This window comes from Novosphingobium sp. BL-S-21, assembly GCF_055521655.1.
Genome location: NZ_CM145496.1, coordinates 493,517 through 517,182 on the forward strand (window position 1 = coordinate 493,517; position 23,666 = coordinate 517,182).

The following is a 23,666-nucleotide window of genomic DNA, read 5'->3' on the forward strand; positions in this document are numbered from 1 at the left end:
CTTCCTGTCCTATGCTCGCCATGGCCAGCCACGCCGCCACGACGGTTGATTTCGAGCGTCCGGTTTTAGCCGGAGGCGCTGCATTGCAGCATCGCCCATGGATCAGCAAGAGCCACTTGTCGAGCGGTTTGGCGGGTGTCGAGTGTTTTCTTTCGAACTGCAGTTTCACCAGAGCGCCGTGGCTGGCCGTGGCCTTTGGAACTGGCGCAATTGCTTGGTTTTTCCTGTCGTCTGCAGCGACATGGGTAGCCCTTTGCGTAGTATGCGTCTCGATTGCATTATTCGCATTGAACTGGCACGTCGGATCGGCTCGGTTTCCTTATATCAGACAGGCGATCCTTTCGCTATCGCTGGTCGTCCTGGCGGGGTGCCTATCGATCTGGACCCGGTCGGAAATCGTCGGGCAACCGGCCATAGAGCGAAACATGTCGGGCATCTTCACGGCCCGGGTCCTGTCGCTCGAAGAGCAGCCGGCGCTGCAGCGGGATCGGCTGACACTGGCGTTGCAAGAGCCACGAAGCGGGCGGTCCATCAAGGTCCGGGTCAATCTGCCGGCCGCACTGCGGGAACAGCCGCTGAGCACCGGTGCGGTCATTCGGTTCCGCGGCCGACTTACCCCTCCGGCATCACCCATGTTCCCTGGAGGATACGATTTTGCGCGCGCGGCCTGGTTTTCAGGCCTGTCGGCCACGGGCTCGATTACATCGCCGGTCGAAGTGATATCGCTCGGGCGTGGAGGCGATTGGCTCGCCGACCAGCGTGCCGCGTTGTCCCGTCATATAACGACGCATCTCGCGGGGTCGCCGGGCGGTATCGCGGCAGCGCTGACGACCGGAGACATGGGCGCGATCGGCCAGGGTGATGCCCAGGCCATGCGCGATGCGGGCCTGGCTCACCTTCTGTCGATCAGCGGACTTCACGTGAGTGCCGTGATCGGCTGCGTCTATTTCGTCGTATTGCGCCTTCTGGCCCTTTTCCCGGCACTGGCCCTGAGGGTCCGCCTGCCGATATTGGCCGCAACATGCGGTGCGGCCGCGGGGCTGGGTTACACGCTGCTAAGCGGCTCGCAGGTGCCTACCATGCGGGCTTTCCTGGGCGCTCTGCTCGTTCTCGCTGCCATGGCATGGGGCCGTGAAGCGCTGTCCATGCGCTTGCTGGCGGTGGCGGCTGTCATCGTGCTGGTCATCTGGCCCGAGTCGGTCGTTGGTCCCAGCTTCCAGATGAGCTTCGCGGCGGTGATGGTTTTGGTGGCACTCGGCAATGCAGAGCCGCTGAAGCGCTGGTTGGCACCCCGGGAAGAGGCCTGGCCGTTCAAGGCCATGCGCAACCTCACGATGATCCTGATCACCGGCATAGCGATCGAATTGGCGTTGATGCCCATCGCCCTGTTCCATTTCCATCGTGCCGGCCTCTACGGTTCTGTCGCCAATGTGATCGCGATCCCTTTGACGACGCTGGTCATCATGCCTTTCGTCGCCCTGGCGCTGCTGCTCGATGTGGTTGGGCTTGGAGGTCCGGTGTGGTGGCTGGCGAACCACGCTATCGACGCCCTGTTGGCCATCGCCCGCTTCATAGCCGCGGAACCGGGAGCCGTTCGGGTGATGCCCACGATGAGTGGGTGGCATTTTTCGTTGTTTGTCGTTGGAGGCCTCTGGCTGGGCCTTTGGGACGGTCGCATCCGGCTATGGGGGATTTTGCCTATAGCTGCCGGTTTCTTCGGCTTGATGCTCATTCCGGTTCCGGACATCATGGTTTCGGGCGATGGCCGCCATGTGGGCTGGATCGATCCCGAGAGCCATCGGCTCGTGATGCTTCGCACCGGTTCCGGCGACTACGCCCTGGACAACCTCATGGAAGTTGCCGGGACGCGAGAGGTCCCGGTCAATGCGCAGACGGCGCCCGGAACGCGATGCAACGCGGACTTCTGCGCCGTCGAGCTACGTCACGGCGAAGAGGCTCGGCATGTGTTGATCGCGCGGGGGAGGGCCATCGTCCCCGAGATGCAACTGGCCGAGGCGTGCAGGTGGGCCGACGTGGTGATCGCCGAACGCCGCTTGCCGAGGACCTGCCTGCCGAAGTGGCTCAAAGTTGATCGCCAGATGCTGGATCGAACGGGCGGGCTGACTATCGATCTTGCAAGCCGCAGTGTGACGACCGTGGCGGAGGGGCAAGGAAATCATGGCTGGTGGAAGCCCGCTGCGCCGACCATGATCGAACGCAAGGGATGGTATTAGCGACCGCTGGCCTGAGGAGGGCGAACAGGGCGCCCTCCTGAGACGGATCAATGATAGCGGCGCAGCAGGCCTGCCAGCTTGCCCTGGACTTCTACTTCGTCAGGTCCGTAGATCTGCGGTTCGTAAGCGGCGTTCGCGGGATCGAGGCGCACCATGCCATCTTCCCGGCGCAGATACTTGAGCGTCGCTTCCTCACCCCGGACAAGGGCGACGACGATCTCGCCATCCCTGGCCGTGGTGGTCCGCTTTACGAGTGCGAAATCCCCGTCGAGAATGCCGGCATCGACCATCGAGTCGCCTGAGACTTCCAGTGCATAGTGATCGCCTGCACCGAGCAGGGCCGCAGGCACCGGGAGCGAAGACTGGCCTTCCAGGGCCTCGATCGGCACGCCCGCGGCAATACGACCATGAAGGGGGATTTCGATCACGTCGTTGGCGGGCCTGGCGACCGCCGCCGGACGGGAAGGTGCGGCGTTGCCGCCACGCGCCGCCGATACCGCAGCCGCGGCCTTGGCCGGCTTGCTCGTGGCGTCTTCGGGCTGGCGGAGCACTTCGAGAGCGCGGGCACGGTTGGGAAGGCGGCGGATGAAGCCACGTTCCTCCAGCGCGGAAATCAACCGATGGACGCCCGACTTCGACTTGAGATCGAGCGCTTCCTTCATTTCCTCGAAGCTGGGGGAAATGCCGCTCTCTTCAAGCCGGACCTGAATGAACCGGAGCAATTCGTGCTGCTTGCGCGTCAACATCTGCTTAGCCTCATGTGTTCTGTGGCACTTGGCCTGAATCGCCCGACGAACCGGCCCCGGCTGACTTGATGTGTCGTTCAGGGAACTTGTCTGCGAACAATGAGGGAACAATTATGCAACGAATAGGGTATCGTCAAGCAATACCGCCATTTTGGAGCAAGAACACCTGAACGGGATCACCGCGATCAGCGGCGAGGGCATGCGCCGACCGGTCGATCAGGACATTGCTGGCGGCAAGCGAGGACAAGGCGCCGCTATCCTGTAGTGAGAGGGCATGGACCGCCTCACCATCCCAGGATCCCCGCAGGAATTCGCGGCGCGCCCCTCCCGTCCTCAAAGGTGCCGAAAGCCGGGTGGCAATCGCGCGGGGTAAGGGCTGCGCCGCGCCCAGAAATGCGCGCAGTACGGGAAGAACGAAGAAATATGCGGTTACCAGGCTGGACACGGGATTGCCGGGAAGCCCGATCACCAGTTGACGACGCCCTGCCGTTTGCCGTGTCGCGACCATGAGCGGCTTGCCGGGTTTGATCGCGACGCGCCAGAAGTCGATTTCGGCGCCCCATTTTTCCAGTGCCGGCCGGAGAAGGTCGTGATCGCCCACTGACGCTCCCCCGCTCGTCACGATCACGTCGGCATCGGCGGCCGCATCGAAGGCGGCGACCAGAGCGTCCAGATCGTCGGGGATTGGTCCATTTCGATTTGCATCGACGGGAACGCTACGCGCAAGAGCGGTCAGCATGGCGCCGTTGCTGGCGGGTATCTGATGGGCTGCGCAGCATTCGGGATCGCCGGACAATTCATCGCCGCTATCGATCACGGTTAGCCGGGGGCGGCGGCGGACGGCGAGATGCCGGTGGCCCGCCGAAATGGCAAGACCGGCTTGCGCCGGTCCGATCAATGCCCCGGGGGCGAGCAGCGGCGCTCCATCGGCGAAATCCATGCCGCGGAAGCGGACGTGCTTGTGGCCTGGTGAGGGCGCCTCTCCCGTGAGGGCGAGGTGATCGCCGTCCCGGTCGACATCCTCCTGCAGGATCACGGCCCGCGCATTTTCGGGCAACAGGGCGCCGGTGGAGATCCGCACGGCTTGACCCGGATCGACGGCTGCACCGAAAGGCCGCCCTGCCGCGCTTTCACCGATCACCTGCCAGGGTCCGGACAAGTCCCCTTCGCTGACGGCATAACCGTCCATGGCGGAGATATCGGCGGCAGGCTGGACCCGGCGTGCCAGCAACGGAGCCGCGAGATAGCGACCCAGCGCACCGTCGATGTCGACGTGCTCGACGGGCCGCGGCTCGACCAGCGCAAGCAGTCGGGCCTGTGCCTCTTCCAGAGCGATCGGCGGGATCATCGCGACGATGTCTCGATCTTCCAGTCGCCCGATTTGCCGCCACGCTTTTCGATCAGGCGAATGTCACCGATGACCATGCCCTTGTCGAGCGCCTTGGCCATGTCGTAAATTGTCAGCAGAGCCACGGAAACCGCTGTAATGGCTTCCATTTCCACCCCGGTCTTGCCGCTCAGCGATGCAGTGCCCATTGCCAGAACGGCGCTGTCCTCGAACGTGAAATCCAGGTTCACGGCGTCCAGCGTCAGCGGGTGGCACATCGGGATGAGGTCCGCCGTCTTCTTGGCGGCCATGATCCCCGCGATGCGTGCCGTTCCCAGCACGTCGCCTTTCGGTGCATTGCCGGCGCGGATCGCTTCCAGGGCCGAGGCGCTCATCGTGATCCGCCCGGACGCCACGGCGACCCTGCGGGTCGCGGCCTTGGCACCAACGTCGACCATGCGGGCCGAGCCTTCCGCATCGATGTGAGTAAGGGACTTGCTCAAGCGCGGGCTATCCTCAATCTGCGAAGAGGAGCTGGCGGGTTGCCGCTTGGATATCCGCCTGACGCATCAGGCTCTCGCCAACGAGGAAAGTACGGGCGCCGCAAGCCGACAGCCGTTGCAGATCGGCGTGAGTGTTGATGCCGCTTTCGCTCACGAGCAGGGTGCCGGCGGGTGCCAGCGGGGCAAGGCGTTCCGTCGTCGAAATATCGGTCGCGAACCGCTTGAGATCACGGTTGTTCACGCCAATGAGACGCGACTTGAGGCGGCTCGCCCGCTCCATCTCGTCTTCGTTGTGGACTTCGACCAGGCAGTCCATCCCGCGCTCACGCGCCGCAGCCTCGATTTCAGCCATAAGCACGTCGTCCAGCGCGGCGATGATGATCAGGATCGCGTCGGCGCCGATCGAGCGCGCCTCGGCGACCTGCCAGGGATCGATCATGAAATCCTTGCGGATCACCGGAAGCGAGCAAGCGGCCCGGGCCTCGACGAGGAAATCTTCATGGCCCTGGAAGTAAGGCGAGTCGGTCAGCACCGAGAGGCAGGCCGCACCGCCGCGCTCATAAGCGATGGCATGTTCGGTGGGGCGAAAATCAGGCCGGATCAAACCCTTGGAAGGCGAAGCTTTCTTGATCTCCGCGATCAAGGCGAATTCGGTCTTCGCCTTCCGGCGCAGGGCCGCCTCGAAGCCGCGAGGTGCGCTCTGTTCGCGGGACCGGGCGTCCAGGTCATCCAGCGTCGCGAAACCCTTGCGCGTCTGCACTTCGATGCGCTTGGTGTCGCAGATCTCGGTAAGCTTGTCGGACATCGGTAACCCTCGAAAACACGCAGCGCCTCAAGCCCGAAGCGCGGAAATCCAGCAATTGAGCAGAGCATTGGCCAAGCCCTTGTCGATAGCCTCGGCAGCCTCTTCCACGCCTTCCCGCCAGGTTTCGACCTCACCGGCAACGATGAGGGCGCCCGCGGCATTGAGCAGGACGGCATCGCGATAGGCGCCATGCTCGCCCAGCAGCAGTCGCCGCAGGGCATCGGCATTATGGGCCGCATCGCCGCCGCGTATCGCCCCGACTGGAGAGATGGGCAGCCCTACATCCTCAGGCGAGACGCGGCGCATCGAAAGCTCGCCGTCCTTGATCTCGGCGACTTCGTTGCCGCCGGCGAGGCTGAGTTCGTCCAGCCCCTCGTCGCCGGAAATGACGAAAGAATGCGTGCTGCCCAGGTGCATCAATGCCTCGGCATAGATCGGCACATAGGCTGGTCGCGCAATGCCGACGAGCTGGCGCGTGACGTTTGCAGGGTTTGCCAGCGGCCCCATCAGGTTGAAGATCGTACGGCGGCCGATGGCCTTGCGGATCGGCATGATCCGCCCCATCGCCGGATGATGCCGGGCAGCGAAGAGGAAGCAGATGCCGAGGTCGCCGAGCGTTTCCTCAGCCGTTTCCGCGGCGCGGTCGAGGTTGAGCCCCAGCGCTTCGAGCGTATCGGCTGCGCCGGCCTTGGAACTGGCGGCGCGGTTGCCGTGCTTGGCGACGGGCACGCCGCAGGCGGCGACCACCAGCGATACCGCGGTCGAGACATTGAGCGTGTGATGGCCGTCACCGCCCGTGCCGCAGACGTCGATGGCGTTGCCGGGCGCCGAGATCGGGATCATGCGCGCGCGCATCGCCCGGGCAGCACCGGCGATTTCGCCTGAAGTCTCGCCCCGTTCGGTGAGGGCGATGAGGAAGCGGACGATCGAATCGTCATCGACCTTGCCGTCGAGGATCAGCCCGAAAGCGTGCTCGGCTTCGGCTTCCTCGATGGGATGGAGCGGGTCGGGCAACGTCATCTGCAAGGTCACGCCGCGATCCGTGCGGGCAGCCGGGCGTCGATGCCGCAGAGCCTCAGGTAATTGGCCAGCATCGCATGGCCATGCTCGGTGGCGATGCTTTCCGGATGGAACTGCACGCCATGGATGGGCAGATCGGCATGGCGGAAGCCCATGACATGGCCATCGTCCGAGCGGGCGTTGACCTTGAGCGCCTCGGGAATGTCCTCGACGATCAGCGAGTGATAGCGGGTCGCCGTGAAAGGTGAGGTAATGCCTGCGAAAATGCCGGTATCGTCATGAGTCACCGGCGAGGTCTTGCCATGCATCAGCCCGCCGCGAACCACTTTGCCGCCGAAGTACTGGCCGATTGACTGGTGGCCCAGACAGACGCCGAGCAAGGGCTTTCCGGCATCGGCAGCCGCGCCGACGAGGTCGAGGCTGATGCCTGCCTCGTTGGGCGTGCAGGGGCCAGGCGACAGCAAGAAACCCTGAGCGCCGCTGTCGATGGCCTGCGCGGCGGAGAGCGCGTCGTTACGGACGACTTCGACTTCGGCGCCAAGTTCCATCACGTAATGGACGAGGTTCCAGGTGAAGCTGTCGTAGTTGTCGATGACGAGGATCATTTAACGCCTTTCGTCGCTTTCTCGACGACGATCAAGGGGCCGAGCGGAGGTCCGCCGTCCACGCGCCCGTGCTCGGGGTCCCAGAGCGAGGATACGCTGCCGTCGAGAAACAGCGCATTGGGGCAATCGAGTTTGTCGCGGAACAGCCGGGCGAGCTTGCCGAAGGACACCGGTTCATCCGAAATCACGAAATGCGCGCGGCCTTTCCGGTCGACGCCCACGGCATTGCGCAGCTTCCTCGATTCGCCGTCCGCGTCGATCTTGGGGTGAAGCTTGCCGCCGATCACCAGCATCGGTCCCGACTGCGTGCCGAAGTCGGGCCGGTTGGAGACGCTCCTGGCGAAATCGTCCGTGGCCCGGATCGCCCATTGTCCTTTCGCGTCGCCGTAAAACACGCCGTTGGGCTGGAGGTGGAAATTGCCCCAGCCCGCGTTGGTGTTGAGCTTGTGGCCCCGCTCGCCCTCTTCGACGTAATAACCGATGGGCTGTCCCTTGTCGTCGAACATGCCGCCGTTCATCGCGAAGGCCACCGCGTGCCGGCCGGAGGGGCGGCTAGCCGCCAGTTCCGACAGGCTGCGATAGGGCGCAGCGCCCTTGGGGCCGAGCACCATGTGGATCGAATGGCGCGCAGGATCGGCCAGGCAATGCGTGAAGCTCGCGCCTTCGAACGTCGCGCCTTCACAGGACGGAGGCGGTGGGGAAACCTTGCGCTCGGGGGCGGCGTCGGATGAGCAGGCGGCGACGAGGAGCGCGAAGGCGGCAATGCTGCCGGCGCGCGTCACCATCGGCAGGCTGCTGCCCCGGACTTGAGGCCGAAGTTCCGGAGACCCAGGTTCCGAAACCCCGGGATCGGGAAGGCCTCTACGCCGCTCACTGCCCGAAGCCCGGTTCACCGGCGACGCGAACCGCTTCGCGGGCCGCGGCAAAGAGCGCGCCGGACTTGGCCTCGCACTCGCGCTGCTCGTAGGCGGGGACGCTGTCGGCAACGATGCCGGCGCCGGCCTGAACGTGAAGGATGCCGTCTTTCAGCACGCCGGTGCGCAGCACGATGCAGGAATCGACCGAACCGTCCGGGGCAAAATAGCCGACGCCGCCGGCATAGGCGCCGCGCGTTTCCGGCTCCAGCTCGGCGATGACCTCGCAGGCGCGAACCTTGGGCGCCCCGGAAACGGTGCCTGCCGGGAAGCCTGCGAAGACGGCGTCGATGGCATCGTGCCTGGCCGTGTCGAGCTTGCCCACCACGTTCGAGACGATGTGCATGACGTGGCTGTAGCGTTCGATCGTGTAGCTGTCGGTCACTTCGACGGTGCCGGCAGCCGCCACGCGGCCGACATCGTTGCGGCCGAGGTCGAGCAGCATAAGGTGCTCGGCCCTTTCCTTGGGATCGGCAAGCAGGCTGACTTCGTTGGCCTTGTCTTCCGAGGCCGTCTTGCCGCGCGGACGGGTGCCGGCGATGGGACGGATCGTCACTTCGCCCTCGCGGACGCGGACGAGGATTTCCGGGCTCGAGCCGATCAGCGCGAAGCCGGGCATGTCGAGGAAATAGAGGAAGGGCGACGGGTTCACGCGGCGCAGCGAGCGGTAGAGCGCCAGCGGAGGCAGGGTGAATTCGCAGGTGAAACGCTGCGCCAGCACGACCTGGAAGATGTCGCCCGCCTCGATGTAGTCCTTGGCCTTGAGAACCATGGCTTCGTAGTCGGACGCGGACATGACCGGGGTCTGGACGGGCTCGGGAAGATCGCTCGCGCTGGGGAGGACCGGGGCGGGTGCGGCCAGTTTGCGCAAGGCTTCGTCGATGCGCTCGGCGGCCAGTTCGACCAGGCGCTCCGGCGTGCCGGCTTCCGGCCAGAGCGGGGCGACGCAGAAGAGTTCGTCGCTCAGGCGGTCGAACACCAGTATCAGCGAAGGGCGCACGAACAGCATGTCGGGTAAGGCGAGCGCGCTTTGCGGCGCGCGCGGCAGCTTTTCGACAAGGCCGATGGTCTCGTAGCCGAAATAGCCGACAAGGCAGGCGAGGGCGGGCGGAAGCGCGGCAGGAACGTCGAAGCGGCAGCTTTCGACCAGCGCACGCAGCTCCACCAGCGTCTCGCCGGCCAGCGGCGCGAAAGCTTCGCGGTCGTCCTGCCAGTCGCGGTTGATCTCGCAGCCCTGGCCTTCGGCGCGGAACACCAAGTCGGGATCGAGGCCGATCAGGCTGTAGCGCCCGCGCGTCTCGCCGCCTTCGACCGATTCGAGCAGAAAGTCGCCGCGGCCTTCCTCGAAGAGCTTGAGCGCGACGGCGACCGGGGTTTCGGTATCGGCCACGAGCTTGCGCCAGAGCAGTGCCGGCTTGCCCTTGGAGAGCTGCGCCAATGCCGCAAGGCGATCCGATTCGCGTTCCATGACCCCGGTCTTCATCTGATTGGCCTTATTCGGCGCTGGCGGTGCCGGCGAGCTGGTCGCGCACGGCCTTGATGGCCTTGTCGTGCTTGGTCACGCCCACTTCCTTGCGGATCGCCTTGCCGAGCGCGTCGGTATAGGCCTGGCCCATCTGGCCGCCCAGCTCGCGCTGGGTGCCTTCGACGAGCTGGGGCGATTCGACCTTGCCGGGCACGACGTCCTTGAGGACGACGACGAACCAGCCGCGATCCTGTCCGGCCGACTGCACCTTCACGGTGCCCTTGGCCATGTGGAACATCAGCGAGACCGGCGGCGGCACCTGGCGGCCCGAGCGCAGCGCTGCAGTCAGCGTGGCGCGCGACATCGAGACCTGCTCGACGGGCAACTGCTTGCCTGCAGCGGCAACGGCCTGTTCGACGGTCTTGCCCTGGCGGATCTGCGTCTGGATCTGGAGCGCGGCGGCCTTGGCAGCAGCCCCGCCCTTGTCGAGCGCCCAGGCGGCCTTCACGTCGCCGACGATCTCCTTGTAGGGAGCCGGCGCGGAAGGCGTGATGTCGGTGACGTCGTAGACGATGAAGTTGCGCTCGGCCGCGACCTGGTTGCCGTCCTTGCCAACTTGCGCGGTCTGCGGCTTTTCCTGGTCCATGCCGAAGGCGGTCTTCAGCACCGGCTGCAGCAGGGCAGGCGCGGTTTCACCGGGCTTGCCGTAGATCTGGCCGTTTGCGGTGACCGGTGCCGTCGTCTCGACAGTGGCGCCAAGCGACTTGGCGACTTCGACGAGGCTGGCGCCATTGGCGAATTCGTCCTCGATCTTGGCGAGCAGGTCAGTGAAAGCAGCCTGCTTCTTTTCGGCGCTCAGCTTGGCGGCGATCTCGTCCTTGACGGCGGCGAGGGGGCGCTCAGGCTTCTTCTGCTCGTCCTCGACGCGGATCAGGTGCCAGCCGAGAGCGCTCTTCTGCGGCGCCGTGAGCTTGCCGACAGGGGCTGCAAACACGGCGTCGGCAACGGCCGGCGAGAACTGGCTGGAGAGCTGGTCCTTGCTGAAGAATTCGAGCTTGGCGGCGGAAAGGCCCTTTTCCTGGGCAGCGGCTTCGAGCGTCTTGCCGCTCGCGACTTCGGCGGCGACGGCCTTGGCCGCGGCTTCGGTCGGAACGATCAACTGGGTGATCTTGCGATTGTCCTGCGCGGCGTAGATCGACTTGTCCGCCTGGTACCGCTTGGCGATATCCGCGTCCGTGGGAGCGGGGATCGCCTTGACCGCGTCCTCGCCGAAGGTGGCATAGCGGATCACGCGGCGTTCGGGACGGATGAAGGCGTTGGTGTGGCTCTTGTAGAAGGCCTGGAGATCGGCGTCGTTCGGCTCTTTCGCAGGGAAGAACAGCTGCGAGGGAAGGGCGACGACCGAACCGGCGCGGTTCTCGTCGAGCAGGGCCGCATAGCGCTTGGCCGCGAACGTCGACATCGAGGTGCCGAACTGGGCGGGGAGCATGAGCTGCTGCGCGATCAGGCCCTGTGCGATGTCTTCGCGAAGCGACTTTTCCGAAAGACCCTGCTGGCCGAGAAGCTGGCGGAAGGTTGCCTGGTCGAACTTGCCGTCCACGCCCTGGAACGCGGGAATGCGGGCGATCTCGCTGTCGATCAGGCGGTCACCGGCGACGACGCCGATCTTCTTGCCGAAGAACGCGGTCGCGGTGCGATCGATCAGTTCGTCGAGAACCTGCTCCAGGCCGCCCTGGGCGATGAGGACCTTCATGGTCATCGTCGGATCCTGGGCCTGCACCCGCGAAAGCGCGGACTTGGCGGCCAGGCCCAGTTCGTTCTCCTCGACCTCGTCCTTGCCGACAGTGGCGACGGACTTGCCCGCGGTGATCCCGGTGGAATCGCCCAGGCCGGTCAGGTCGCCGCCGACGAAGGCCAGCGTGATGAGCACCAGCACCGCCAGGGCAATGCCGGCACCGATCTTGGACTTCAGGAGGTTTCGGAAGAGTGAGAGCATGTACCGTGCCGATCAGCGTGTAAATTTGGGTTCAATCGGAGCGCGATGGCCTTGCCACTGCGCGAAACGGGGCAGGCTTTAGGGTGGCTTGTGTCATCCTGCAATGGCGACGTTCGATAAGGCGCTCGCGACTCGGGAAATCGTGGCTTCCATCTGCGGTTGCGACTGAACCGGGAATGCGCGGATTTTGACAAGTGAGCCCTCCGTGCACTAGCAGCGCCCCGAAAGCGCGGCTTGTGATTCCCGCTCCCAGCGGGCCTTCCGGGCACTCTGCGCGCTCTGAAATCAAGGTTTCCCAATAACATGGCTGGTCTGCCTTACATCGTCGGTAACTGGAAAATGAACGGCACGCGTGCGATGCTCAATGAGGCGCGCGCGATCGACCGGGCTGCCGCACGCTTTCCGAAGGTGCAGGTGGCGGTCGCACCGCCGGCGACGTTGCTCTACCGCGTCCGCGATGCCGTCGAACTGATCGGTGTCGGCGGGCAGGATTGCCGCGCGGAAGACAGCGGTGCCTTCACCGGCGATATCTCGGCCCCCATGCTCAAGGATGCAGGCGCGGACTTCACGATCGTCGGTCACTCGGAGCGCCGCACGCTTCACGGTGAGCGCGATGGCGACGTGAAGGCCAAGGCCGAGGCGGCGCTCGCCGCGGGCCTCGCGGTGATTCTCTGCGTGGGCGAAACCGAAGCCCAGCGCGATGCAGGCGATGCCGAATCCGTGGTCGCCGCGCAGATCGAGGGCTCGGCTCCGGCCATTGACGGCCTGCCCGAGAAGCTCTCGCTGGCCTACGAGCCGGTCTGGGCGATCGGCACCGGACGCGTGCCCTCGATCGAGGACGTGGCCGCCATGCACGCGGCGATCCGCGCCAAGCTCGTTGCCATCTACGGCGAGGGCGGGGCGGACGTGCGCATTCTCTACGGCGGCTCGGTAAAGGCGGAGAACGCCGGCGAACTGCTCTCCGTGCCCGACGTGGGCGGAGCGCTGGTCGGCGGTGCCAGCCTGAGCGCCGAGAGCTTCCTGGCGATCGTCGGTGCCGCAGCCTCGCTGGGCAACGACTGACTTTCCGATTTCGGCCGGATCGCGCGCTTTGTGGCGACGGTTCGGCTGATGACTTGCACAGAAGGCCGCGAGCGCCTATCTGCGCGGCTTGAGACGAGGGCACGGCTTCCGCTGGAAGCGTCCCCACAGAAGACTGAGAAAAACGCAAGATGCTGTTCACCTTCCTGACCGTTGTCCAGGCGATTGTCGCGCTCCTGCTCGTCGGGATCATCCTGATGCAGAAGTCGGAAGGCGGCGGTCTCGGTGTCGGCGGCGGTAGCCCTTCGGGCATCATGTCGGCGCGCGGTGCGGCCAACTTCATGACCCGTGCAACCGGCATTCTTGCGGCGATCTTCGTGATCCTTTCGATCGTGCTGGCGGCACTGGCGGTCAACGAGACCACTGGCCGTGACATCGATACTTCGCTTCAGCGCGAGACGGCTCCGGCCGCGCCCGCGCAGCCGGCCGATCCGCTCGCCGGCGCAGCTGCCCCGGCTGCCGCTCCGGCAAACGGCGCCAGCCCTGCTCCTGCCGGGACTGCGCCTGCTGGAACCGCACCGGCCAATGATCCGCTTTCGGGTGCTGCCGGCCAGTAAAACGGTCCGATCAGCAGGGTTCACCCCGGCGCATCATCGTAACAGGAATGCCGTCTGGCTCTGGCAGGCGGCATTTCATTCGTTTTGAACTGTGGATTCAGGCACAGCGCTCTTGCGCTCGTGCCCCCATGCAATTTAAGGGCCGACTCCCATGGCGCGGCATATTTTTATCACCGGCGGCGTGGTCTCCTCGCTCGGCAAAGGTCTCATGGCGGCGAGCCTCGCGGCTCTCTTGCAGGCACGCGGTTATCGCGTCCGCATCCGCAAGTTCGATCCCTATCTGAACGTCGATCCGGGCACGATGAGCCCGTATCAGCACGGCGAAGTCTACGTAACCGACGATGGTGCGGAGACGGACCTCGATCTGGGCCACTACGAACGCTACACCGGCGTTTCGGCGCGCCAGGCTGACAACATCACCTCGGGTCGTATCTACCAGGACATCATCGCCAAGGAGCGCCGCGGCGACTATCTTGGCGCCACCGTCCAGGTGATCCCGCACGTCACGGACGCGATCAAGGACTTCGCGATGACGGAGACCGAGGATCTCGACTTCGTTCTCTGCGAGATCGGCGGCACGGTCGGCGATATCGAGGGCCTGCCCTTCGTCGAGGCGCTGCGCCAGCTGCGCAACGAACTGGGCCGCGAGCAGACCTGCTTCGTCCACGTCACGCTGGTGCCCTACATCGCGGCCGCCGGCGAGTTGAAGACCAAGCCGACGCAGCACTCCGTGCGCGAACTGACCGGTCTCGGCATCCAGCCCGACATCCTGCTGTGCCGCTGCGACCGGGAGCTGCCCGAGAGCGAGCGCCGCAAGATCGCGCTGTTCTGCAACGTCCGTCCGCAGGCGGTGATCCCCGCGCTCGACGCGCCGAACATCTACGCGGTCCCGCTCCAGTACCACCACGAGGGTCTCGACGCCGAAGTGCTCCATCACTTCGGCATGGCGTCGGAAGCGCCGGATCTGTCGCGCTGGAACGACATCACCGACCGCTTCGAGCACCCCGAGGGTGAAGTGACCATCGGCGTCGTTGGCAAGTACGTCGGTCTGCAGGACGCCTACAAGTCGCTGAACGAAGCGCTCGTTCACGGCGGCATGGCCAACCGCGTGAAGGTCAACGTCAACTGGATCGATGCGGAAATCTTCGAGAAGGAAGATTCGGAGATCGCCGCAGCGCTCGAACCGATGCACGGCATCCTGGTACCGGGCGGCTTCGGCGAGCGCGGCACCGAGGGCAAGATCGCATCGGTGCGCTTCGCCCGCGAGCGCGAAGTTCCCTTCTTCGGCATCTGCCTCGGCATGCAGATGGCCTGTATCGAAGGCGCCCGTTCCGCGGGTGTCGAGAAGGCCAACTCGACCGAGTTCGGACCGACCGAAGATCCCGTCGTCGGCATCATCACTGAGTGGATGGGCAAAGACGGCCTGGAAAAGCGCGCAGAAGGCGGCGACCTTGGCGGCACGATGCGCCTTGGCGCCTACAAGGCCGAGCTTTCGCCGAACAGCCACGTTGCCTCGATCTACAACGCCACCGAGATTTCGGAGCGCCATCGTCACCGTTACGAGGTCAATGCCCAGTATCGCGAGACGCTGGAAGGCGATGGCCTGATCTTCTCCGGCATGTCGCCCGACGGCCTGCTGCCCGAGATCGTCGAGCGGCCGGACCACCCGTTCTTCGTGGGCGTGCAGTTCCATCCGGAATACAAGTCCCGGCCGTTCGAGCCGCATCCGCTGTTCGCAGGCTTCATCGCCGCGGCCTTGCGCCAGGCGCGACTGGTCTGATCTTCGGGCAGGGTTGAAATTAAGAGGCGGTCTCGCAGGAGGCCGCCTCTTTTCGTTTGCGCGGGTTCTCGCGCGGAACGGCGGTGGCTGCTCCGGCCTCCTGCCTCCTGCGTCAGGCGAGCACCGAGAGCAGCACGGTGATCGTGCCGACCGACAGCACGGTGGAAACGAGAATGACCTTGGCCGTCAGCGCGCCTTCGCGGCGATGGAACTCCGCGAGCATGAACGGCCCCGTGCCGGTCGGCAGGGCGGCCAGGAGCACGGCGGCGTCGCGAAGCGGCTTGGTGAGCGGGAACACCCAGAGAGCCAGAACCAGCGTCAGGGCCGGATAGAGGAAAAGCTTGAGCGCCACGAGCAGGGCGGTGTTTCCGCTTCCCCCGGCTTCCGTTTCGCGCGGTTCCGCCAGGAACATGCCGAGGCACACGAGCGCGCATGGGCTGGCGGCCGATCCCAGCAGTTTGAGGAAGGCGTCGAGGGGCGCTGCGACGCCGATGCCGCTGGCCATTACCGCCGCACCCAGCAGCGGGGCCAGGACCAGGGGGTTGCGAAACAGGGCCTGGAGGACGCGCAGGAGGATCGTCAGAGGGCGGCCGCCCGACTGGTTGCCGAACTCGATCAGCACGATGGCGACGGCGAACAGTACGCAGACGGTGTTGATCGTGGCGATCAGGGTCAGCGCCTGCGAACCGGGGCCAAGGGTCGCCAACAGAAGGGGGAAGCCGAGGAAGGCCGTGTTCGAGTAGGCGCCATTCAGGCCGTGGATCGCGGCGTTGCCGATCGGCGCTCCGGTCACCCGGCTGACGGCCACCGTCGCGGCGAAGAAGAAAAACGTGCTCAGCCCGAAAACGGCAAGGAAGCCCGGCTGCCAGATGTCCGCCACTTGCGCCTTGGCGACAATGTCGAACAGGAGCGCCGGGAGCGCGAGATAGACGACGAAACGGTTCAGTTCGGTCGTCGACTGGGGGCTGAAGATGCCCACCCGCCGCGCCAGCCAGCCCACGAAAGTCAGCGCGAAGATCGGCAGGACGATCAACAGGATAGAGATCATGGAGCGCGGCAGCCTTCAACTCAGCAAAGTCTGCGGCTTAGGTGCTGGGTCGGTGCTGTCCATCGCTCTTTTTCCCGGGAGCGATGCGAGGGTTGCAATCGGCCATCAAAAAGGGCGGCCCGGATATCCCAGGCCGCCCCGATCTGCGAATTATCGAACTGTTCAGGCGGCGGCGGAATCGTCGCCCGCACTGCCGTCCACCACGGTCAGCGTATGGCCGCCGATGGCGATCTTCTTGGGCTTCATCGCTTCCGGCACTTCGCGCAGGAGGTCGATGACCAGCAGACCGTCGGCAAGGTCCGCGCCGTCGACGCGAACGTAGTCGGCCAGCTCGAACCGGCGCTCAAAACCGCGCTGGGCGATGCCGACATGCAGCATTTCGCTGTCCGCCGCCTCATCGGGCTTGTGGCCCTTGACGACCAGCAGGTTGGCCTGTGCGGTGATATCGATGTCCGCCGGCTTGAAACCTGCGACGGCCAGGGTGATGCGATAGGCATCCGGGCCGCGGCGTTCGATGTTGAAGGGGGGGTACTTGTCGCCCGGGTTCGCGCGGCCCTGGTTTTCGATCATGTCGAACAGGCGGTCGAAGCCGACCATGGTACGGCGATAGGGCGAGAAATCGATACGGTTCATGACAAAAATCCTCCAATGAGCAATCTTCGTTTCGTCGGGGCCCGGACCTCCCGGCGCCCCGTTTTCAAGCCATGCCCTTGGCGGGCCATGACTTGAATTCCTAGATATGGTAGCCGCCCCCTGTTTCAAGGCCCCGTCCGGCGGCCTTCGGAACGTGGGCTTGCCCAGGTGCAGCGGCCCGGTCGCCAAGAGACGAAAAGGAAGAATTCGATGAGCCAGCCGAAGGTGGAAATCTATACCAAGTGGGGCTGCCCCTACTGCGTCATGGCCAAGTCGCTGCTGGACGATAAGGGCGTTCCCTATGAGGAATACGATATTACGATGGGCGGGCCCAAGCGCGACGAAATGCTCGAACGCGCGCCGGGTGCCCGAACCGTTCCGCAAGTGCTGGTGGACGGCAAGCCTTATGGCGGGTTCGACGATATCGACGCCTTGAACCGGGCGGGTAAGCTCGACCCCGTCCTTGGTCTCTGCTGACCGCCATGGGCCGCGCTGCGCTGTTCCAGATGACTTCGGGGATCGATCCCGAGGCCAACGCTGCCGCCATCGTTTCCGCCATTCGCGAGGCGAAGGCGGGGGGTGCGGCGATGCTGTTCACGCCCGAGATGTCCGGCCTGCTCGATCGCAAGCGGGAGAGGGCGGCGGCGAACATCGTCGGCGAGGCCGATGATCTCGTTCTGGCCGCGGCGCGCGAGGCGGCTGCGCGCGAAGGGATCTGGGTTCATCTCGGCTCCCTGGCCGTGCGTCCTGACCGCGATGCACCGGAACGGCGTTATGCCAATCGCGCTTTCGTGATCGACGACAGCGGCGAAGTCCGCGCGCGGTACGACAAGATCCACATGTTCGACGTGGATCTTGCGACCGGCGAATCCTGGCGCGAATCAAACGCCTATGCGCCCGGCGAGCGGGTAGTGACGGTGGAAACGCCGCTTGGCCGGCTTGGTCTGGCGATCTGCTACGATGTGCGCTTTCCCGCGCTGTTCGAAGCGCTTGGCCGCGAACGCTGCGACCTCGTGGCGATTCCTGCGGCCTTCACGGTGCCAACGGGCCGCGCCCACTGGCATCTCATGCAGCGCGCCCGCGCCGTGGAAGCCAGCGCTTTCGTGCTGAGCGCCGCGCAAGTCGGCCATCATGAGGACGACCGCGAAACTTATGGCCATTCGCTGGCGGTGGATCCCTGGGGAGACGTTCTGCTGGACCTTGGCGGTGACATGGCCGGCCTGGGTTTCGTCGATATCGATCCCGCGCGGATCGCGGAAGTCCGCGGACAGCTGCCGAGCCTTGCCAACCGCCGCGAGATCGCCAAATAGGCCGCATGCCCATCGTCTTTGATCTCGAATGCCGTTCCGCGCACCACCGTTTCGAGGGCTGGTTCAAATCCTCGGAAGATTTTGCGCGCCAGCAGGAGCATGGGCTGGTCGCCTGTCCTCATTGCGGCTCGGCCGAAGTGGGCAAGGCCGTCCAGGCGCCGCACCTTGGCCGGAAGGGCAATCAGCGGGCCGAGCCGGCGCGGGCGCCTGCTTCGACCGTGGCCGTGCCGGCGCCACCTGCGGGCGGAGCCCCGGTGCCTCAGGCGCTGGAATTGCCACCTCAGGCCGTCGAGGCCTTGCACAAGCTGGCGATCATGCAGGCCGAGGCCTTGAAATCGAGCCGTTTCGTCGGTGACAGCTTCGTCGAGGACGCCCGCGCCATGCATTATGGCGAGCGCGACAGCGAATCGATCCATGGCCGTGCGAGCGTGGAGCAGGCCAAGGAACTCATGGAGGAAGGCATCGCCGTTGCCGCCCTGCCGTTCCCGGTGTTGCCGCCCGAACAGGCCAATTGAATCGTCCCATTCAACAGATTGCCAAGTTCGGCACTGCAAGCTAGGACGCGCTCGAGTGCGCCCGTAGCTCAGCCGGATAGAGCACCAGATTCCTAATCTGGGGGCCATGGGTTCGAATCCCGTCGGGCGCACCAACAAAAAATGCCCGCGTTTATCGCGGGCATTTTTATTTCGGCTGACGGAATGTCACATCCGAAAGATCAGGCGAACTTTTCCTTGAGGTCGTAGAGCGCCACGGCAGCCTTGGCCGCTTCGCCGCCCTTGTCCTTCTGGCCCGGTTCGGCGCGGACGAGTGCCTGTTCCTCATTCTCGACGGTCAGGATGCCGTTGCCGATCGGAATGCCGTCCATCGTCAGCGCCATGATACCGCGTGCGGATTCGCCGGCGACGATTTCGAAGTGATACGTCTCGCCGCGAATGACGACGCCGATCGCGACATAGCCGTCATAGTCGCCGGTGGCATCTGCCAGCGAGATGGCGGCCGGGATTTCCAGCGCGCCGGGCACGGTGATGACTTCGGCCTGGTGGCCGGCGGCCTTCAGGGCGGCCTTGGCGCCGGCGATCAGCTTGTCGTTCAGGTGGTCGTAGAAGCGGGCTTCGACGATGAGAAAGCGGGCCATGTCAGTTCGCTCCTTCGGAGGCGGGGATGGGGCGTTCGCCGGCGATGTTCAGGCCATAGCCTTCCAATGCGACGAGCGAGTGATGGGTATTGGTCAGCAGGATCATATCGTGGATGCCGAGTTCGGCCAGGATCTGGGCGCCTACTCCATAATCGCGCAGTTCCTCAAGGTCCGGGTTTTCGCCGGCGCGGAACTGATGCTTGATATCCATGACGCGCGAGATCGCACCGGTCATCTGGCGATTGATGACGACGATCACCCCGGAGCCCTCTTCGGCGATCATTTCCATCGAGCGGTGCAGCAGGGCGCCGCGGTCGCTGGAATCCTCGCCCAGCACGTCCACGAACATCGACAGCGTGTGCATCCGCACGAGCGTAGGCTTGGCGGGGTCGATACGCCCCTTGATCAGCGCCATGGTCTCTTCGCCGGTGGCCTTGTTGAAGTAGCTGCGAGCCAGCCACTGGCCGCCATAGCGGCTTTGGAACGTGATCTCGTTCTTCTTCTCGACCATGCGATCGTGCTTGCGGCGATAGGCGATGAGATCGCGGATCGTGCCGATCTTCAGGTCATGAATGCGCGCGAAACCGATGAGGTCGTCCATGCGCGCCATGGTGCCGTCATCCTTCATGATCTCGCAGATCACGCCCGAAGGATTGAGGCCGGCAAGGCGGGAGATGTCGACTGCGGCCTCGGTGTGGCCGGTGCGGACGAGCACGCCGCCGTCACGGGCACGCAGCGGGAAGACGTGGCCGGGGGTGACGATATCGGCCTTGGTCTTGGTGCCGTCGATCGCGACTGAAATGGTGCGCGCGCGGTCGCCTGCCGAAATGCCCGTGGTCACGCCTTCGCGCGCTTCGATGGAGATCGTGAATGCCGTCTCGTGACGCGTGCCGTTGTGCTGGCTCATCAGGTCTAGGCCGAGTTCCTCGACGCGCTGGCTGGTGAGCGTCAGGCAGATCAATCCGCGGCCATGGGTCGCCATGAAGTTGATCGCCTGCGGTGTCGCCATCTGCGCCGGGATCACGAGGTCACCCTCGTTTTCGCGGTCCTCGTCGTCGACCAGGATGAACATGCGGCCATTGCGCGCTTCGTCGATGATTTCCTCGATCGGCACGAGGACCGGACGGTCGTCGTTCGAAAGGAGGAAGCGTTCGAGCTTCGTCAGCGTGTCGGCGGTGGGATTCCAGTCAGGCTCGGTGCAATCACGCAGGGTATTGGCGTGAAGCCCGGCGGCGCGGGCGAGGCCGGCCCTGCTCATGCCGCCCTCGTTCACGAGCCTGCGGACCTGTTCGATCACATTACCAGCCATTGGAAATCCATTCTCACATTTCAATGTGATTTCCATATGAACCGATCACATCGAAATTCAAGACCCTTTGAACACCGGCTTGCGCTTTTCCAGGAACGCTTCGACCGCTTCGATGTGATCGTCCGTCGCATGGGCGGCGGACTGCATGGCGGCAGCCATTTCCAGCAGCGTCGCCAGATCGCTGCGACGGCCTTCCCACAGCAGGCGCTTGGTCATGCGCACCGCGTGAGGCGGATTGGCGGCGATACGCCGGGCGAGGGCGCGCGCTTCGTCCATGAGGAGATGGTCGGGCACCACTTTGGAGACCAGCCCGCAGGCGAGGGCCTCGGCAGCGTCGATCATGTCGCCGGTGAGCGCCATTTCTGCGGCTTTCGACCATCCGACCACGCGGGGAAGCAGCCAGGAACCACCATCGCCTGCGATCAAGCCGATTTTTACGAAACTTTCGGCAAAGCGCGCGCTCTCCCCGGCGATGCGAAGGTCGCACATGCAGGTGAGATCGCAGCCCGCGCCGGCCGCTGCGCCGTTGACGGCGGCGATCACCGGCACTTCCAGCTTGGAAAAGGCGAGGGGTAGGCGCTGAATTCCGCGCTTGTAGTTGAGGCGGGTGCGGATCGGCATGCCGCCGTTGACGTTGCCGCCCGGCTTCATCTCATTGATGTTGCCCCCTGAGGAAAAGCCCTTCCCGGCGCCGGTCAGGATCGCCACCCGGGCGGCCGGATCGCTGTCCAGCCTTTCGAGCGCCGCGAGCAGACCTTCGATCACTTCGGGATCCGAAATGGGATTGCGCATGTCCGGCCGGTTCAGCGTGAGCGTGACGATGCCTTCGCCGTCGATGTCGTACAGTACCGCTTCTTCCATGCGCTCTATCCTTCTCCGTCTGCGCATGCCTTAGCAGGTTGACGCATAGGGAAAAGGGGCCGGACGCCGCGACGTCCCGCCCCTTTTTCGGTAATGCCCAAATAGGTCCGCGTCAGGCGGGCTGCTTGCTCATCATCCTGGAGATGTCCACCTGACCGGTGACCAGGCCGCCCATGAACCCGCCGTCCACGGGCATGACGATGCCGTTGACGACGCCCGCCAGCTTCGAATTGACCAGCACGAGGGGACCGGCCTGTTCTTCGGGCGTGGTGTAGCGGCCCAGCGGCTCTGCGGCCGCGTCCACCACATCCTTGCCCGAGGTGGCATGGAAGGTCGCCATCATCGGCGTCTGCGTGGGCGAGGGAAGCGAGCAGTTGATGCGGATGCCCTTCTTGATGAGCTGGGCGCCCATGAACTGGGTCCAGACAATCACCGCTTCCTTCGAGAAGGCGTAACCTTCGGCCACCTGGTCGAGATTGGCGTCGCACCAGGCGAGACCCGCATCGAAGCCCTGCGTTGCCAGAAGCTGCATGTGCACGGGGATGCGGCGGCTCCAGCCGAGGCCACCGGTCGACGCGATCGAGACGATGGCCCCGCCTTCGCCCATCAGCGGCACGACTTTATCGGTAAGATGGCGGGTGCCGAGGAAATTGACCTTCATCACGTCGAGTGCGGGAAAGCCGCCGCCGCCCGGAAGGCCGGCGCAGTTGAACAAGGCGTCGACTTTGCCGCCGACGCCGTTCACCGCCGCTTCGATCGTCGCGGGATCGCGCAAGTCGATCTGGGTGAACGAGGCCATGGGAACGGCGCTTTCCTTGAAGTCGAACCCGTGCACTTCGGCGCCGAGATCCACCAGCATCCGTGCCGTCGCTTCGCCCATGCCCGAGAAGCAGCCGCTGACGATCACGCGCTTGCCCTGGTATCCGAGAACGTCTTGCCCTTGAACCTTGGTCATCTCGCTGTCCTTCCTCTCCTGCGGGCCACTGCTGCGGACGGAGTCCGGGTGACGAAGCCTTGCGCTTCTTGCCGCGCGATATCGGGCTGTAGCTAGTCCGAGAAAGGCGCCGTCATCAACTGCCTGAAGGGCTGATCGCCGGCACGATGACGCACCGGCGATGGGCCATGATGGGCGGCCGGAGGGGAAGGTGCCTCGACTAGTCGACCTGGCCGCGAACCTGCTCGGCCTTGCGGCGCTTGTGACGATCGAGTTCGGAGGCAGAAGGGACGCGGTTGTCGATTACGTCTGCCAGCACAGCCCCGCGCTCGCCGGCGGGCAGGGAGGGCCCCGTGGTGGTATCGCAGTAGGTCTGCCGCTCGATCTCGGCATTCACGAGTGCGCCAAGCAATACGCCGTAAGCGGACAGATAGAGCCACATGAGGAAGACGACGATGGCCGACAGCGAACCATACGTCGCGTTGTAGTCGCTGATATAGGCCACATAGAGGGAGAACCCGAACGAGACGGCGATCCATAGCAGAGTTGCCAGCAGCGAGCCGGGCGCCAGCCAGCGCCACTTCGCCGGGCTGCGGTCCGGACCATAGCGCATGATCAGCGCAAAGCCGCCGCTGCCCAGCGCCACGGCAGCGATCCACGTCAGCCACTTGAACAGGATGGCCGTGGCGTCGCCCAGGAAAACGCTGGTCTGGGTCTGCAGCCAGGCAAACACACCGCCCGACAGCACGCCGGTCAAGGCGATGAGCACGGCGGAAACCGTGAGGCCCACGGCCCGCAGTGTCAGCGAGACGGTGCCACGGGTCTCGCGCTCCTCATTGATGATGTTAAGCGCGCTGATCATCCCGTTGGCCGCACGCATGCCGCCGAATATCGCGAAGAAGAGCGCGATCAGCAGCGCAAACCCGGTCACCCCGCGACTGGTGGTGACGATCTGCACGAGCTGCTGCTCCAGCATGCGCGCCACTTCCGGCGGGACCACCTCGACGATGCTCTGCATCTGGGCATGCACTGTCTCCACGTTGCCGAACAGGCCGTAGATCATCACCGTCGCACCGATCAGGGGCGTCAATGCCAGGAAGCAGTAGAATGCCAGCCCGGCGGAAAGCAGGCCAAGCTCATGGAAGCCGCTCATCACGTAGACGCGCTTGAGGATCTTCCACCAGGCCCTGCCCGGAATCTGCCAGGGGGCATTTGCGTCGGTTCCGAGCGGTTTCGGCGCGGACTGTGTCGACATCTCGTCCTTGACGGTTGACGTCGATGTTCCTTCGTCAGATTTCATTGCTTACCCACTTGCGGCAGGGAACTTTCGCTGTTGCAATGCGATAGGGTATTCCACGAGGGGGCCTGTTGCCCATTCTCGACAGGGGGTGTTACATCGCGCTG

General features: G+C 64.8%; 23 protein-coding genes and 1 tRNA gene. 8 read left to right on the top strand and 16 right to left on the bottom strand.

Annotation, left to right across the window (positions count from 1 at the left end; genetic code table 11):
• Window positions 1–11 precede the first annotated feature (11 nt).
• A complete protein-coding gene (locus ACZ1J6_RS10725) occupies window positions 12–2,234 on the top strand; it encodes a ComEC/Rec2 family competence protein (RefSeq protein WP_465128086.1) in 2,223 nt (740 codons plus the stop codon).
• A gap of 47 nt (window positions 2,235–2,281) precedes the next feature.
• On the opposite strand, the gene lexA is transcribed toward ACZ1J6_RS10725, so the two are convergent.
• The 9 genes from lexA to ACZ1J6_RS10770 form a co-directional block, all read right to left on the bottom strand.
• On the bottom strand, window positions 2,282–2,980 hold the full coding sequence (gene lexA, locus ACZ1J6_RS10730; RefSeq protein WP_132262606.1) for a transcriptional repressor LexA: 699 nt from the start codon (window positions 2,978–2,980) through the stop codon (window positions 2,282–2,284).
• Window positions 2,981–3,113: 133 nt separating this feature from the next.
• A complete protein-coding gene (locus tag ACZ1J6_RS10735; RefSeq protein ID WP_431566613.1) occupies window positions 3,114–4,328 on the bottom strand; it encodes a molybdopterin molybdotransferase MoeA in 1,215 nt (404 codons plus the stop codon).
• Window positions 4,325–4,810: a cyclic pyranopterin monophosphate synthase MoaC gene (gene moaC / locus ACZ1J6_RS10740; RefSeq protein ID WP_431566614.1), complete on the bottom strand. Its 486-nt coding sequence runs from the start codon at window positions 4,808–4,810 to the stop codon at window positions 4,325–4,327. Before moaC ends, ACZ1J6_RS10735 begins: the two co-directional genes overlap by 4 nt.
• Before the next feature lie 13 nt (window positions 4,811–4,823).
• Window positions 4,824–5,615: an indole-3-glycerol phosphate synthase TrpC gene (trpC, locus tag ACZ1J6_RS10745; RefSeq protein WP_431566615.1), complete on the bottom strand. Its 792-nt coding sequence runs from the start codon at window positions 5,613–5,615 to the stop codon at window positions 4,824–4,826.
• 27 nt (window positions 5,616–5,642) lie between these two features.
• Window positions 5,643–6,635: an anthranilate phosphoribosyltransferase gene (trpD, locus tag ACZ1J6_RS10750; protein ID WP_314468921.1), complete on the bottom strand. Its 993-nt coding sequence runs from the start codon at window positions 6,633–6,635 to the stop codon at window positions 5,643–5,645.
• Between the two features lie 8 nt (window positions 6,636–6,643).
• Entirely contained in the window at window positions 6,644–7,240 is a 597-nt protein-coding gene (locus ACZ1J6_RS10755; RefSeq protein ID WP_431566616.1) for an anthranilate synthase component II, read from the bottom strand.
• The gene (locus ACZ1J6_RS10760; RefSeq protein ID WP_132262612.1) at window positions 7,237–8,025 is read right to left on the bottom strand and encodes a phosphodiester glycosidase family protein; all 789 of its coding nucleotides are present in this window, start codon (window positions 8,023–8,025) and stop codon (window positions 7,237–7,239) included. The genes ACZ1J6_RS10755 and ACZ1J6_RS10760 overlap by 4 nt, the downstream gene beginning before the upstream one ends.
• 85 nt (window positions 8,026–8,110) lie before the next feature.
• Complete coding sequence (gene trpE / locus ACZ1J6_RS10765; protein ID WP_431566633.1) at window positions 8,111–9,622, bottom strand: anthranilate synthase component I; 1,512 nt, start codon at window positions 9,620–9,622, stop codon at window positions 8,111–8,113.
• A gap of 25 nt (window positions 9,623–9,647) precedes the next feature.
• Window positions 9,648–11,615 (bottom strand): peptidylprolyl isomerase, encoded by a 1,968-nt coding sequence (locus tag ACZ1J6_RS10770; RefSeq protein ID WP_431566617.1) that lies wholly within the window; start codon window positions 11,613–11,615, stop codon window positions 9,648–9,650.
• A 303-nt stretch (window positions 11,616–11,918) separates the two neighbouring features.
• Here ACZ1J6_RS10770 and tpiA point away from each other — a divergent pair, with 303 nt between their 5' ends.
• The 3 genes from tpiA to ACZ1J6_RS10785 all read left to right on the top strand — a co-directional run bounded on the left by tpiA (window position 11,919) and on the right by ACZ1J6_RS10785 (window position 15,032).
• Complete coding sequence (tpiA, locus tag ACZ1J6_RS10775) at window positions 11,919–12,677, top strand: triose-phosphate isomerase (protein ID WP_132262616.1); 759 nt, start codon at window positions 11,919–11,921, stop codon at window positions 12,675–12,677.
• 152 nt (window positions 12,678–12,829) lie between these two features.
• The gene (gene secG / locus ACZ1J6_RS10780; RefSeq protein WP_132264079.1) at window positions 12,830–13,252 is read left to right on the top strand and encodes a preprotein translocase subunit SecG; all 423 of its coding nucleotides are present in this window, start codon (window positions 12,830–12,832) and stop codon (window positions 13,250–13,252) included.
• 151 nt (window positions 13,253–13,403) lie between these two features.
• Window positions 13,404–15,032 (top strand): CTP synthase, encoded by a 1,629-nt coding sequence (locus ACZ1J6_RS10785; RefSeq protein WP_132262618.1) that lies wholly within the window; start codon window positions 13,404–13,406, stop codon window positions 15,030–15,032.
• Between the two features lie 112 nt (window positions 15,033–15,144).
• Here the strand turns inward: ACZ1J6_RS10785 and ACZ1J6_RS10790 are convergent, their stop codons facing one another.
• Together ACZ1J6_RS10790 and ACZ1J6_RS10795 are read right to left on the bottom strand one after the other, a co-directional pair.
• On the bottom strand, window positions 15,145–16,080 hold the full coding sequence (locus ACZ1J6_RS10790; protein ID WP_431566618.1) for an AEC family transporter: 936 nt from the start codon (window positions 16,078–16,080) through the stop codon (window positions 15,145–15,147).
• A gap of 162 nt (window positions 16,081–16,242) precedes the next feature.
• Complete coding sequence (locus ACZ1J6_RS10795; protein WP_132262622.1) at window positions 16,243–16,713, bottom strand: Hsp20 family protein; 471 nt, start codon at window positions 16,711–16,713, stop codon at window positions 16,243–16,245.
• Between the two features lie 210 nt (window positions 16,714–16,923).
• Between ACZ1J6_RS10795 and grxC the strand changes: the two genes are divergently transcribed.
• The 4 genes from grxC (at window position 16,924) to ACZ1J6_RS10815 (ending at window position 18,672) form a co-directional block, all read left to right on the top strand.
• Window positions 16,924–17,190 carry a glutaredoxin 3 gene (gene grxC, locus ACZ1J6_RS10800; RefSeq protein WP_431566619.1) on the top strand — a complete coding sequence of 89 codons (267 nt, stop codon included), beginning with the start codon at window positions 16,924–16,926 and terminating at the stop codon, window positions 17,188–17,190.
• Window positions 17,191–17,195: 5 nt separating this feature from the next.
• Window positions 17,196–18,023, top strand: a complete 828-nt coding sequence (locus tag ACZ1J6_RS10805; RefSeq protein WP_431566620.1) for a carbon-nitrogen hydrolase family protein — start codon at window positions 17,196–17,198, stop codon at window positions 18,021–18,023.
• 5 nt (window positions 18,024–18,028) lie between these two features.
• Complete coding sequence (locus ACZ1J6_RS10810; protein ID WP_431566621.1) at window positions 18,029–18,538, top strand: DUF1178 family protein; 510 nt, start codon at window positions 18,029–18,031, stop codon at window positions 18,536–18,538.
• Window positions 18,539–18,595: 57 nt separating this feature from the next.
• Window positions 18,596–18,672 (top strand) — tRNA-Arg (locus ACZ1J6_RS10815).
• 66 nt (window positions 18,673–18,738) lie between these two features.
• Here ACZ1J6_RS10815 and ribH read toward each other — a convergent pair.
• From ribH to ACZ1J6_RS10840, 5 genes are all read right to left on the bottom strand, one after another.
• Window positions 18,739–19,158, bottom strand: coding sequence for a 6,7-dimethyl-8-ribityllumazine synthase (gene ribH / locus ACZ1J6_RS10820; RefSeq protein ID WP_132262629.1), 420 nt, complete (start codon window positions 19,156–19,158; stop codon window positions 18,739–18,741).
• 1 nt (window position 19,159) lies between these two features.
• Complete coding sequence (ribB, locus tag ACZ1J6_RS10825) at window positions 19,160–20,467, bottom strand: 3,4-dihydroxy-2-butanone-4-phosphate synthase (RefSeq protein ID WP_132262630.1); 1,308 nt, start codon at window positions 20,465–20,467, stop codon at window positions 19,160–19,162.
• Between the two features lie 57 nt (window positions 20,468–20,524).
• Window positions 20,525–21,328, bottom strand: coding sequence for a crotonase/enoyl-CoA hydratase family protein (locus ACZ1J6_RS10830; protein ID WP_132262632.1), 804 nt, complete (start codon window positions 21,326–21,328; stop codon window positions 20,525–20,527).
• A 112-nt stretch (window positions 21,329–21,440) separates the two neighbouring features.
• Window positions 21,441–22,283, bottom strand: a complete 843-nt coding sequence (locus ACZ1J6_RS10835) for a coniferyl-alcohol dehydrogenase (RefSeq protein ID WP_132262634.1) — start codon at window positions 22,281–22,283, stop codon at window positions 21,441–21,443.
• A gap of 199 nt (window positions 22,284–22,482) precedes the next feature.
• The gene (locus tag ACZ1J6_RS10840) at window positions 22,483–23,562 is read right to left on the bottom strand and encodes a YihY/virulence factor BrkB family protein (protein ID WP_431566622.1); all 1,080 of its coding nucleotides are present in this window, start codon (window positions 23,560–23,562) and stop codon (window positions 22,483–22,485) included.
• Window positions 23,563–23,666: the final 104 nt, after the last annotated feature.